An 11,914-nucleotide genomic window follows, 5' to 3' on the forward strand; every position below is an offset into this window, starting at 1 on the left:
TGAGGGCGGTCACTAGAATTCGTCGGCATGAGCGACGGGGGGACGCCAGTGGTTCCGGGACAGCAGCTCACGGTCGTCCCCGAGCAGGTGCGCGATGTCGGCAGGTACGTCTACGAGCTGGCCGAGGCACTGCGCTCGGCATTGGATTCCGCGGCCAAGGACGTGGGCGCGCTGACCAACGGAAGTTGGACCGGCGACTCCGCCACCGAGTTCGCCAACGGCTGGACCGACGTCCGCGACGGCGGCACCCGGATCATGTCCGCATTGACCGGCATGGCGGAGAAACTCGGTGTCACCGCCGATACCTACCGATCCCGCGACTCGAACAACGCGACCGCACTGAACACATCCAGCCTGGATCTGCCATGAGCTCCGAATTCTCGGTCGACCTCGAGCACCTCGACCAGATCGTGGCCCGGCTCTCCGGACTTGCCGGGTTCGTCGCCGAGCACCTCGATGAAATCGACGACAAGGTGGCGACGCTGCATGGGACCGGATGGGAAAGCGTTGCCGCCCAGGCATATGCCGATGCCCATCGCGGATGGGCCACCGGCGCACGCGAATTCGTCGAAGGTGTGCGCGAGATGAGTGACGCGGCCCGTCAGGCGCACACGCGCTATACCCGCGCGATCGCCATCAACAACAAGATGCTGGAAGGGGGCTGAGCAGTGCGCATCGATTGGCAGACCTACTATGACGCCGCCAAGAAATGCCACGACCTCGCCGCCGAGCTGCGCCGCGCAGACAAGCCCGTCCACGACGCCGTCAAAGGCGAGTGCGCCGGCATGGCCGGTGACGCACCCGGTTGCAAGCAGTGGGGTGAAACCTACGACCGCACCGCCCGAGACACGATGCAGTCGTGCACCAACCTGGCCGACGCGCTCACCAACTTCGGTTATGTGCTGTACGCGACCGGCTACAACTACGGCATAAACAACAGGAGCAATCCACCTCCGCCGCGTCCCGACGTTCGCGAGATGACCCAACACCAGGTCACGATCCCGACCTCGGTGCGCGACAACGGGATCGGCATCGAACGCCACAGCGGGGTTCAGGAACTTTTCGACTTGCTGGTCGCGGAAATCCTGGAAAAATTCGGCAAACTCCCGAACGGCGATGTCAAGAAGCTCGACAAAGCGGCGTCCACCTGGAAGACATTCGCCAACCACGAATCAGTCACCGGTGCCGCAACCCGGATCACCTCAATTATCGGCTTATTCGACAACATCGACGACAAAACCAACCTGCCACCGATCCTCAATCACCTCGAAACCCTGCGTAATGGCGCGGGCCAGGTCGCCGCCGCATCCCAGAACCTGGCCGGACCGGTCGCCGACTATCACGCCGGAACGGTCGCGGTACGCGCAGACATCGAATCGGCGATCACCACCGCCGAGTGGGCAATCGGTCTCACCGTGGTCGCCGCTGCCGCCGCAGCCTTCTTCACCTTCGGCGGCAGCGCCGCCGCCGGAGCCGGCGGTGTCGGCGTCATCGTCACCAACACAATCAACACCATCCGCACCGTCTACCAGGGCAGCAATCTCCTCAAAGCAGTCGGCCTCGCCACCGCCGCCGCCGGAACCGTCGGCATAATCAAATCCTTCGACAACGTCCCCGACCTCGGCAACACCCTAACCGCCCTCACCGGCATCATCGCCATGCGCGTGCTGATCGATGATGAGGGTGAAAGCGGCAACGGCGGCGGAGACAGTGCTGAAGAAGACCGCAGCCGCGAACTACCCAACGTACGTGATCCCAAAGCATTCGATCCGCAGACTCTCGCGGGCAAAAGCCAAGAGGAAGTTGCGGAAGGTATTCCCCACAAATGGGTGGAGTCACCCAGCAAGAGCGGCGATGGAACTGTCTACCGAGATCCGGACAATTTTGGTAGACAGATCCGCATAATGCCGGGCTACACCGAAGGGAACCGGCCGGATCCACTGACCCATGGTCCATACGCGGAAGTGTCCCAGAATGGTAAAACAACTAAGATCCCCCTTCAAGGGAACACAACGCTGGGAGGCAACTAGTGGGCGAGTCGGCTGCTGCCAAATGGTTGATGCAGGAGGCTGTCGACCATCTGACGGAAGACAATGTCGGCGTCTATGAGCTACTTTGGTTACTGCGTGGGTCTGAATTCGTGTTGAACGAGGCTGCCGCCAAACAATTAGCCCGACAGACCGCGGCAAGCCTGATCTCTACAGGTGCCGCATCGCTCGTGCAACTGCGATGGCCTACTAACGAGATCGTATCCACCGACGTGCCCGATGACCGACTGTACGACGACACCGTCTTCGAACCAGGACAAGCGGGCTTGTACCTTGCCTTGACTTCGACAGAGCCTGCCTGAGCGATAGGTTCCCAACTTTCCTGCACGGCTTACGTATAGAGCCCGTGGTCGGTTCGTCCGATGCGACCCTAAGCTCGGCAAGCACGGGCCGCGAACGGCCTGACCATCGAAGCGGCTCAGGTGGTGATGCAATCGCACATCGATTGCCCCATCACGGCTTGTCCGATCAAGCTCTTCGCCAAAACGCTTCTGGTCCGGCATGGACGGCTGCGTCCGGCTGAGCGGCCGAAGTTGGGGTTCTGATCACGGCTACGACGGTTCAGGCTTGGAAGGCGAGGGTGGCGGCGGCGTTGAGGGTTAGCCAGATGCCTATGCCGCCTACGGCCCAGCCGATGGCTTTGGCGCTGTTTTTGGTGAGCCAGTTGTTCATTCGTTGGAGTAGGGGGTCTATTCGGTCGTGGGCTAGTAGGCGGGCGGCGGCTAGGAGGAGGGCGGGGAGGGTCATTACCAGGCAGTATGCGGCCAGGGTTGCGCCGGTGAGGGGCCAGTTGAGGTCGGTGTTGGCGATCAGGGCTATGGCGGCGAGGTACGGGAGCATGGTGGCGACTTCGAGGGTGGCGGCTACCAAGGCGAGGTTCATCAGGCTGCGTGCGCTGCCGCTGCCGGACATTGTTTTGGCGCGCCAGCGCTGGATCTTGCCGGGTTTGCCTGCTTGCCGTTCGGCCCTGGCTTCCAGCCGGTAACTCAGGGCGATGATGGAGATGCCGAGGATCAGCTGGCCGATTCGCAACGGCAACTGCGGGATGTCGATCGAACCGGATCGGATCGCCGTCAGCACTGCGTCGGCGCCGAGGACCAGTAGGACGCCGACCCCGAAGTAGAAGACGGCGACGGTGGCGAGGTAGATCGCGATGCGACCGAACCGCAGCCGACCGGGGGTCAGCAGCAACCAGATCGGGATCAGCAGGGTGCCGAAGCTGGTGCTGTCGATGAGGGCGAGGCCGATCAGCGCCCCGACGAGGGTGACTGTCATCAGTATTCCGTTCCGGGATGCGACACGCCTTTGATGGTGTCGCAGCCGGTCCCCCCGCCGCGTCCGACAAAGGGAGGACCCCGGTCACCCCCGCGACGTAGTCGTTCCCGGCGAGGCCGGGCGGTACGGGTGGAAGTCTCAGCCGCGCAAAGCGGCGGCCAGGGCGGGGCTGAGGGCAAGTGCGGGAAGGGATTCGACGAGTAGCTCGATGAGTTGCTCACGGGGGACGGACTTTTCGCTCATCCAGGTGAGAATGGTTTCCTCGACGAAGGCGATCCAACCGCGGACGGCGAGGGCGAGGCGGGGACGGTCGGGGTCATCGGCGGGGATGGGTACTTCGCAGAGCACGAGTTCGGCTATCGCACTGCGGGATTCGTTGACGAAGGTGACCATGCCGGGGTTGTAGCTGGAGGGTCCGCGCAGGATGGCGTGGTAGGCGGCCCGGTTCTGTTCTACGTAGTCGACGTAGCGTTCGACCGAATCGCGGAGCATGTCGAACAGACCGAGGCTGCGGTCGGGCGCGGTCGCGGCCAGGAACTCGGCGCTGACGTGCCGTGCGATGGCCTCGTGGAATTCGTTCTTCGAGGCGAAGTAGTGGAACAGCAGGCCGCGGGAAATACCCGCCTCTTTGGCGATGTCCTCGACAGAGATATCCTCGAGCGCCCGCTCGGCGAGCATCTCGGCCCCCAGCGTGATCAGTTGCAGGCGGCGCTCGTCCGGGCTGAGCCGAACACGCTTGGTCTCTCCGGAACGACTGCTGCTCACATCTCACATCCTACTGAACGTGATTCAATACTGTTGACTGCTGCTCAATAAGCATCTACGCTCAGTTACATGAGTCGCAAGGTTACAGACAAAGCTGTCGGCGACCGGCCAGTGCGCCACGTCAAGACGATCATCATCGGCAGCGGTTTCGCGGGCCTAGGCCTAGCGATCCGGTTGAGCCAACGGGGCCGCACCGACTACCTCGTGCTGGAACGGGGCAGCGATGTCGGCGGCACTTGGCGTGACAACACCTATCCCGGCGCAGCCTGCGACGTGCCGTCGCACCTGTACTCGTACTCCTTCGCGCTGAACCCGAACTGGTCGCGCTCGTTCTCCCGGCAGGGCGAGATCCAGCAGTACATCCAGGGTGTCGCCGACAAGTACAACGTGCGCGACAAGCACCTCTTCGACTGCGATGTGACCGGCGCCCGCTGGAACAACGCCACCACGCAGTGGGAGATCGAGTCGACCAAGGGCAGCTTCACCGCCGACACCGTGGTCTCCGCGGTCGGCGCGCTGTGCGAGCCTGCCCTCCCGGACATCAAGGGCATCAACGACTTCCAGGGCGAGATCTTCCACTCTGCCCGTTGGAACCACGACGCGGACCTGACCGGCAAACGCGTCGCGATCATCGGCACGGGCGCCTCCGCCATCCAGATCGTCCCGGCCATCGCGGGCAAGGTCGCACAGCTCGACGTCTACCAGCGCACCGCCCCGTGGTTGCTCCCCCGCCTGGACCGCCCGTACACCAAGCCCGAGCGGCTCGCGTTCAAGTACCTGCCGGGCTATCAGCGGTTGTCCCGCGCTGCCATCTACGCCGCGCGTGAGACCCAGGTCGTCGGCCTGGCCAAGGTTCCGGCGCTGATGCAGGCGTTCGAGCTGCTCGCCAAGGCCAAGCTGCACTACGAGGTCCGCGACCCCGAACTGCGCGCCAAGGTGACTCCGAACTTCCGGATCGGCTGCAAGCGCATGCTGATCTCCAACAACTACTACCCGGCACTGAGCCGCGACAATGTGGACGTGGTTACCGACGGCATCGCCGAGGTGCGCGCGAATTCGATCGTCACCAAGGACGGCACCGAGCGCGAGATCGACGCCCTCATCGTGGCGACCGGCTTCCACGTCACCGATTCGCCGACCTACGAGACCATTGCGGGCCGCGACGGACGCACCCTCAGTGAGGTGTTCGATCAGATCGGACAGCAGGGCTACAAGGGTTCGACGATCGCGAACTTCCCCAATATGTTCTTCCTGCTCGGCCCGAACGTCGGCCTTGGCCACACCTCGATGGTGTACATGATCGAATCGCAGATCAACTACGTCGCCGACGCACTGGCCACCGTCGACCGGCTCGGCCTGCGCACCGTGGAGGTGCGCAAGGACGTGCAGGACGAGTTCAACGCGGACCTCCAGCGCAAACTGGGCAAGAGCGTCTGGATCAATGGCGGCTGCGCCAGCTGGTACCTGGACAAGCACGGCAACAACACCACGTTGTGGCCGGACTTCACTTTCGAATTCCGTAGGCTCACCAAGTCTTTCGACGTGGACGCCTATGAAACGACACCCGCGTCCGAACCGTCCCGAGCCGACCTGAAAGTGGGGGCACTGTGAGCAAAGATGCTTACTTCCGCGACAAAGTCTGTGTGATCACCGGAGCTGGCTCTGGCATAGGTCGCGCACTCGCCGAGAATCTGGCCAAGCGTGGCGCCAAGCTCGCGCTGTCCGACATCGACACCGAGGGCTTGGCCGAGACCGTGCGCCGCTGCGAAAAGCTTGGCGCCCAGGTGAAATCCGATCGGGTCAACGTGGCCGAGCGCGAGGCGGTGCTGCTCTACGCCGACGCGGTCAAGGCGCACTTCGGCGCCGTGCACCAGATCTACAACAATGCGGGCATCGCCTACCACGGTGACGTGATCAAGTCCGAGTTCAAGGACATCGAGCGGATCATGGACGTCGACTTCTGGGGCGTCGTCAACGGCACCAAGGCGTTCCTGCCGTTCCTGATGGACTCCGGCGCCGGGCACGTCGTCAACGTGTCCAGCCTCTTCGGCTTGATCGCGGTCCCCGGCCAAAGTGCTTACAACTCGGCCAAATTCGCGGTGCGCGGGTTCACCGAGGCGCTGCGCCAGGAGATGCTGGTCGGCAAGCACCCGGTCAAGGTCACCTGCGTGCACCCGGGCGGCATCAAGACCGCCGTCGCGCGCAACTCCACCTACGCCGAGGGCATCGACGGCAAGAAAGCCGCCGCGATGTTCGACGCGAAGCTGGCCATCCACACCCCGGAGATGGCCGCGCAAACCATCACCGAGGGCGTGCGCAAGGGACACGGGCGAGTGCTGATCGGCTGGGAGGCCAAGCTGCTCGACGTGTTCGTCCGCGTCACCGCCTCCGGCTACCAGCGCATCGCCGCCGTCGTGAACCGCCCGTTCCTACCCTGATTCGAGATCCAACCCATGCGGGACATCAATCTTCCGCTGCCCGTCGCCCGAGCGTTGCTGCGTCCGATCTTCCGCGTCACGCTGAACCAGCGGACGCCGTGGCGGATGCAGCGGCTCTTGCTCGAGGTGGGCTCGGCAGCGCAACTGGTGCCCGCGGGCACCACCGTGCACCGGCTTCGGCTCGGCGGCAGACCGGCCGAGCGGGTCACCGCCACCGCGACACCGACCGGTGCGGTGCTCTATCTGCACGGCGGCGGCTACGCGGTCGGCTCACCGGTGACCCACCGGTCGCTGACCGCCCGGCTGGCCAAGGAAACCGGCGCCGCCGTCTATGCCCTCGACTACCGCCTGGCACCGGAGCACCCGTTCCCCGCCGGGCTCGACGACGCCGAAGCGGCGTTCCTGGAACTGGTGAACAGCGCGGGCTACCAGCCGAACCAGATCGCCCTCTCCGGTGATTCGGCGGGCGGCGGTTTGTCGCTGGCCACCGCGCAGCGCCTGATCGCACGGCACGGGCACACCCCGGCCGCACTCGGCCTGATCGCGCCATGGACCGACCCGAACCAACCGCCGGAACGCGACAGCGATCTGATGATCACCCGGGGATGGTCGCGGGCCTGCGCTGCCGCCTATCTCGGTGGCGGGGATTCGAGTGATCCTGGTTACGCGCCGCTCACCGGCGAATTGGTCGGGCTGCCGCCGACCTATGTTCAGGTCGACGTCAGCGAGTTGCTGCACGGCCAATGCGTGGAGCTGGTCGCCGCGCTGCGGACGGCGGGCGTGCACGTCCGTTTCACCGAGAGCACCGGCCTGTGGCACGTCGCGCAGCTGCAAGCCGCGCTGGTCGCCCCGGCCGCCGCGGCGGTGAGCGAGCTGGCCGCGTTCCTACGGGAAGCGATTCAACCGGCCCACATGCGCGACTTAGGATAGCTACGAAGCGGATCCGTAGCTCGGGTGTTACGCACGGATCCGTTTCTGGTGGTCGACCTCACGGCCCTGACCAAGGTGTCGTAGATTACTGACCAGTAAACCCACGTGGAAGGGCACTGATGCGAGAGTTCGAAGTCCCGGCTTCCTACACAATTCCGGAAGACGCGAACAATTCTGACAACGTCTTCCGGCACGCCGAGGAGTCGCCCGGCGCGGTGCTGTTCAACGTTCCGAGCGGCGACGGTGGCTGGCAGGACGTGACGGCCGCGGAGTTCGCGAAGACCGTCACCGGTGTCGCCAAGGGACTGATCGCCTCGGGCATCGAACTCGGCGACCGGGTCGCCATCATGGCCCCCACCCGCTACGAGTGGGCCGTGCTCGACTTCGCCATCTGGGCGGTCGGCGGCTGCACCGTCGCGATCTACGACAGTTCCGCCGCCGAGCAGGCCAAGTGGATCCTGCAGGACTCCGCCACCAAGCTGCTGATCGTCGACAGCGACCGGCACCGCGCGGTCATCGATGAGATCGAGGCCGGTTCGCTGGCGGACCTGCGGGAGACCCTGCAGATCGACAAGGGCGCCGTCGACGAGCTGACCAGGCGCGGCGCCGACCTGGACGACCAGGCCGTGCACGACCGGCGCAAGCAGGTCAACGCCGAGTCGCCCGCGACCCTGATCTACACCTCCGGCACCACCGGACGCCCCAAGGGCGTCATGCTCTCGCACGCGAACCTCTACGCCGAGTCCAAGTCGGACCGGATCGCGCTCGGCAAATTCATCAGGCCCGGCAAGAAGACGCTGATGTTCCTGCCGATGGCGCACGTCTTCGCCCGCGCCGTCGCGCTGGCCGCGTTCGACGCCAAGGTGATCGTCGCGCACACCTCCGACTGGGCCACCCTGGTCGACCAGTTCGGCACGTACAAGCCGCACTTCATCCTGTCGGTGCCGCGGGTGTTCGAAAAGGTGTTCAACAGCGCCAAGCAGAAGGCGCACGACGGCGGCAAGGGCAAGATCTTCGACGCGGCCGCCGACACCGCCATCGCGTGGAGCGAGTCGCTCGACCACGGCGGGCCGGGACTGGTGCTCAAGCTCAAGCACGCGCTGTTCAACAAGCTGGTCTACAGCAAGTTGCAGGTCGCGCTCGGCGGTCAGTGCGAGGCCGCGGTCTCCGGCGGTGGTCCGCTCGGCGCCCGCCTCGGCCACTTCTTCCGTGGCGTCGGCGTCACCATCTACGAGGGCTACGGGCTCACCGAGACCACCGCCGCCATCACCGTGAACACCCCGGAAAACATCCGGGTCGGCTCGGTGGGCAAGCCCATCGAGGGCCACGGCGCCAAGATCGCCGAGGATGGCGAGCTGCTGCTGCGCGGCTCGGTGGTGTTCAACGGCTACTGGGGTAACGCCGAGGCCACCGAGGACGCTTTCCAGGACGGCTGGTTCAAGACCGGCGACCTCGGTGCCATCGACGCGGACGGGTACGTCACCATCACCGGCCGCAAGAAGGAAATCATCGTCACCGCGGGCGGCAAGAATGTCTCCCCCGCGCTGCTCGAGGATTCGCTGCGGGCCAACCCGCTGATCAGTCAGGTGATGGTGGTCGGCGACGGCCAGCCGTTCATCGGCGCGCTGATCACCCTGGACCCGGAGGCGCTGCCCGGCTGGCAGAAGAACCACAACGTGCCCGCCGACACCCCGATCGAGAAGTTGATCGAGAACCCGGAACTGATCGCCGAGATCGACGCCGCGGTCGCCGAGACCAACAAGAAGGTCTCGCACGCCGAGGGAATCAAGAAGATCCGCATCCTGCCGGTCGACTGGACCCAGGAGGGCGGCGAACTCACGCCGAAGTTGTCGCTCAAGCGTGCGGTCGTGATGAAGCAGCACGCCGACGACGTGGCGCAGATCTACAACTGAGTCGAGGCGTCGCGGCGCTGTTCGCGAGTTTCTTTCGCGGACAGCGCCTTTCGCTTTTTCGCAGGCACCAGGCCGCGGTTCACGTCCGAGTGGTGCGACATCTCGGTCCATCGCGGCGAGCGGGGCCGTCGGCGAATGGGCACTGGTGGGGGCTGCCCGGCAGTACGCTCGAAACCATGGCCGATCTGCGACTGCGGGTGGTAGCTGGGATCGTCTCGGCGGGCGTGGCGCTCGGCGTCGCGGAGTTGCTGGCGGCGTTCTTCGGTGCCGACCTGGCGCCAATGAACGCCATCGGCGCGACCGTGATCGACCACACGCCCGATGGTGTCCGCGAATGGGCCATCAGCACTTTTGGCACCAACGACAAGGCGGTTCTGTATATCTGCATGGGCCTGGTTGCCGTGCTGGTTGCCGGGTTGGCGGGGGCGATCGAACGCACCACGCGGGCGGCCGGGTCGGCGGTGCTCGCGATTTTCGGGGTGGTCGCCGCCATCGTGGTTGCCGCCAGGACCAGCGCCGCCGGTGCGCTGCCGACGATTATCGGCGTTGCGGTGGGCATCTACGCGTTGCGGGTGCTGACCCGTCGGATCGATGCGGCGGACGCGGCGACCGAGCAGGCGGCTACCGAAACGCGGGGTGTCACAACAGGATTCGGCGACAAGACAGGTAAGCCCGCGCCAACACCCGCGTCGCCGCGCGCCGGTTGCACCGCCGACCCCGCGAGAACAGAGCGGGCCGCCGCGAAGCCCGAACGGCGGCAGGTCTTGCAGGGTCTGTTGGTGGTGGGCGGGCTGGCTGTTGTCACCGGTGTTGGCGGGCGGTTGCTCGGGGCACGGCGACACGATGTGTCGGGTGAGCGAGCGGCGGTGGAATTGCCGCAGCCGAGTGCGCCGGAGACGCCGATCGCGCCGGGAGCCGATCTGCGGGTGCCGGGACTGACGCCGTATCTCACAGCCAACGAGGACTTCTATCGGATCGACACCGCGTTGGTCGTGCCGCAGGTGTCCAAGGACGATTGGTCGCTGCGCATTCACGGCCTTGTGGATCGCGAAATCCGGCTCACCTGGGCGGATTTGGCGAACCGACCGGCGGTGGAGCGGCTGGTGACGTTGGCGTGCGTGTCGAATCCGGTCGGTGGCGATCTGATCGGCAATGCCCGCTGGCTCGGCTACCGGCTCGATGAACTGCTCGCCGAGGCGGGCCCGCATCCCGACGCCGACATGGTGCTCTCACACAGCACCGACGGCTGGACCGCGGGCACGCCGCTGTCCGTCCTCACCGATGGCCGCGACGCGCTGCTCGCGGTCGGCATGAACGGCGAACCCCTCCCGGTCGTCCACGGCTATCCCGCCCGCCTGGTCGTGCCCGGCCTCTACGGCTACGTCTCCGCCACCAAGTGGGTGACCGAACTGGAGATCACCCGCTTCGACCGCGCCACCGCCTACTGGACCCGTCGCGGCTGGTCCGCCCTCGGCCCGATCAAAACCGGCACCCGCATCGACACCCCGCGCCCGCGCGGCCGAATCAAGCAGGGCCGCACCACCGTTGCCGGTGTCGCCTGGGCCCAGCACCGCGGCATCCGCGCCGTCGAAGTCCAGATCGACAACGGCCCCTGGCAAACCGCCCGCCTGGCCGACGAACAATCCATCGACACCTGGCGCCAATGGGTCTACGACTGGGATGCCACCCCCGGCCCGCACACCCTGCGCGCCCGCTCCACCGACGCCACCGGCGAGGTACAAACCGCCGAACGCCGCGACGTAGTCCCCGACGGCGCCACCGGCCACCCCTCCGTCACCGTCCAGGTCAGCTGATATCGCCCTCGACCTATGCCGATGTCCGCACTCGTCACCGGGATAGGATCGACACGGAATCCGTTGCCCGCCCAGAGGAGCGCTGCATGTCTGCCGTATTCGATTGGGCCAAAGAAGAGAACCTTCAGCCAGAACCGATCACAGTGGCGATCTGGAAAGAACTTCCAGAAGCTTTCTGCCGTCTCGTCGAAGTCGTCAACGGCGAAGCCGTCCGGGCCGAATCGCCGACCCGGCGGCACCAGAAAGCCGCCCGACGAATTGCCGACCTGGTCGAAGTGGCAGCTGAAACGCACATGAATCGCCATCAGGACGGCTGCTTGGACGTCGACACCGACTTCGATGTCGTGCTTTGGGAGTTTCCCAACGCCACGATCAGACGGCCCGACGTGGCACTTTTCGACTGCGCTCCGGAGGAGCTTCGGCCTTTGCCCGCGTCGATGGTAAAGCTAGCCATCGAAGTCGTCTCACCAACGTCTGAGAAAATCGACATCGCCGAGAAGAAAGCTGAGTATGCGCTTGCGGGTATTCCTTGGTATTGGATTGTCTGGACAGACGAGAACCAGGTCGCGTCCATAGCAATTCATGTACTTGATCACGCCCATGATCAGTACCGCTTACACGCCGTGCTCGAGCCGACCAGCACAGAGACCGTGATCGACATGCCGATTCGGATACGAATCGACTGGACTCGATTGTCAGAGCTGGTTCGCTGACCATCGCCCAGTCGAATG

General features: G+C 65.1%; 12 protein-coding genes. 10 read left to right on the forward strand and 2 right to left on the reverse strand.

Annotation, left to right across the window (positions count from 1 at the left end; translation table 11 throughout):
* Nucleotides 1-27 precede the first annotated feature (27 nt).
* From KV110_RS34570 to KV110_RS34585, 4 genes are read left to right on the forward strand one after another with little or no spacing between them, the layout of a single operon-like run.
* Entirely contained in the window at nucleotides 28-369 is a 342-nt protein-coding gene (locus tag KV110_RS34570) for a WXG100 family type VII secretion target (protein WP_218471341.1), read from the forward strand.
* Nucleotides 366-665: a WXG100 family type VII secretion target gene (locus KV110_RS34575; RefSeq protein WP_218471342.1), complete on the forward strand. Its 300-nt coding sequence runs from the start codon at nucleotides 366-368 to the stop codon at nucleotides 663-665. Before KV110_RS34570 ends, KV110_RS34575 begins: the two co-directional genes overlap by 4 nt.
* A 3-nt stretch (nucleotides 666-668) precedes the next feature.
* Nucleotides 669-2,030 carry a hypothetical protein gene (locus KV110_RS34580; RefSeq protein ID WP_218471343.1) on the forward strand — a complete coding sequence of 454 codons (1,362 nt, stop codon included), beginning with the start codon at nucleotides 669-671 and terminating at the stop codon, nucleotides 2,028-2,030.
* Nucleotides 2,030-2,350 carry a hypothetical protein gene (locus KV110_RS34585; protein ID WP_218471344.1) on the forward strand — a complete coding sequence of 107 codons (321 nt, stop codon included), beginning with the start codon at nucleotides 2,030-2,032 and terminating at the stop codon, nucleotides 2,348-2,350. Before KV110_RS34580 ends, KV110_RS34585 begins: the two co-directional genes overlap by 1 nt.
* A gap of 259 nt (nucleotides 2,351-2,609) precedes the next feature.
* Here the strand turns inward: KV110_RS34585 and KV110_RS34590 are convergent, their stop codons facing one another.
* Both KV110_RS34590 and KV110_RS34595 read right to left on the reverse strand, forming a co-directional pair.
* Nucleotides 2,610-3,323 carry a GAP family protein gene (locus tag KV110_RS34590; RefSeq protein ID WP_218471345.1) on the reverse strand — a complete coding sequence of 238 codons (714 nt, stop codon included), beginning with the start codon at nucleotides 3,321-3,323 and terminating at the stop codon, nucleotides 2,610-2,612.
* Nucleotides 3,324-3,461: 138 nt separating this feature from the next.
* Nucleotides 3,462-4,088 (reverse strand): TetR/AcrR family transcriptional regulator, encoded by a 627-nt coding sequence (locus KV110_RS34595; protein WP_218471346.1) that lies wholly within the window; start codon nucleotides 4,086-4,088, stop codon nucleotides 3,462-3,464.
* A gap of 69 nt (nucleotides 4,089-4,157) precedes the next feature.
* Here KV110_RS34595 and KV110_RS34600 point away from each other — a divergent pair, with 69 nt between their 5' ends.
* From KV110_RS34600 to KV110_RS34625, 6 genes are all read left to right on the forward strand, one after another.
* The gene (locus tag KV110_RS34600; protein WP_218471347.1) at nucleotides 4,158-5,699 is read left to right on the forward strand and encodes a flavin-containing monooxygenase; all 1,542 of its coding nucleotides are present in this window, start codon (nucleotides 4,158-4,160) and stop codon (nucleotides 5,697-5,699) included.
* Nucleotides 5,696-6,526 (forward strand): SDR family NAD(P)-dependent oxidoreductase, encoded by an 831-nt coding sequence (locus tag KV110_RS34605; protein ID WP_218471348.1) that lies wholly within the window; start codon nucleotides 5,696-5,698, stop codon nucleotides 6,524-6,526. The genes KV110_RS34600 and KV110_RS34605 overlap by 4 nt, the downstream gene beginning before the upstream one ends.
* Before the next feature lie 15 nt (nucleotides 6,527-6,541).
* The gene (locus tag KV110_RS34610; protein ID WP_218471349.1) at nucleotides 6,542-7,456 is read left to right on the forward strand and encodes an alpha/beta hydrolase; all 915 of its coding nucleotides are present in this window, start codon (nucleotides 6,542-6,544) and stop codon (nucleotides 7,454-7,456) included.
* A 119-nt stretch (nucleotides 7,457-7,575) separates the two neighbouring features.
* A complete protein-coding gene (locus KV110_RS34615) occupies nucleotides 7,576-9,369 on the forward strand; it encodes an AMP-dependent synthetase/ligase (RefSeq protein ID WP_218471350.1) in 1,794 nt (597 codons plus the stop codon).
* A gap of 176 nt (nucleotides 9,370-9,545) precedes the next feature.
* Nucleotides 9,546-11,183 carry a molybdopterin-dependent oxidoreductase gene (locus tag KV110_RS34620; protein WP_218471351.1) on the forward strand — a complete coding sequence of 546 codons (1,638 nt, stop codon included), beginning with the start codon at nucleotides 9,546-9,548 and terminating at the stop codon, nucleotides 11,181-11,183.
* An 86-nt stretch (nucleotides 11,184-11,269) separates the two neighbouring features.
* The gene (locus KV110_RS34625) at nucleotides 11,270-11,896 is read left to right on the forward strand and encodes a Uma2 family endonuclease (RefSeq protein WP_218471352.1); all 627 of its coding nucleotides are present in this window, start codon (nucleotides 11,270-11,272) and stop codon (nucleotides 11,894-11,896) included.
* Nucleotides 11,897-11,914: the final 18 nt, after the last annotated feature.

The sequence above is a fragment of the Nocardia iowensis genome, assembly GCF_019222765.1.
GTDB lineage: Bacteria > Actinomycetota > Actinomycetes > Mycobacteriales > Mycobacteriaceae > Nocardia > Nocardia iowensis.

Coding starts and splice junctions, on each gene's coding strand:
- KV110_RS34620 (WP_218471351.1), top strand. CDS start 9,546: ATGGCCGATCTGCGACTGCGGGTGGTAGCTGGGATCGTCTCGGCGGGC.
- KV110_RS34600 (WP_218471347.1), top strand. CDS start 4,158: ATGAGTCGCAAGGTTACAGACAAAGCTGTCGGCGACCGGCCAGTGCGC.
- KV110_RS34615 (WP_218471350.1), top strand. CDS start 7,576: ATGCGAGAGTTCGAAGTCCCGGCTTCCTACACAATTCCGGAAGACGCG.
- KV110_RS34570 (WP_218471341.1), top strand. CDS start 28: ATGAGCGACGGGGGGACGCCAGTGGTTCCGGGACAGCAGCTCACGGTC.
- KV110_RS34590 (WP_218471345.1), bottom strand. CDS start 3,323: ATGACAGTCACCCTCGTCGGGGCGCTGATCGGCCTCGCCCTCATCGAC.
- KV110_RS34625 (WP_218471352.1), top strand. CDS start 11,270: ATGTCTGCCGTATTCGATTGGGCCAAAGAAGAGAACCTTCAGCCAGAA.
- KV110_RS34575 (WP_218471342.1), top strand. CDS start 366: ATGAGCTCCGAATTCTCGGTCGACCTCGAGCACCTCGACCAGATCGTG.
- KV110_RS34610 (WP_218471349.1), top strand. CDS start 6,542: ATGCGGGACATCAATCTTCCGCTGCCCGTCGCCCGAGCGTTGCTGCGT.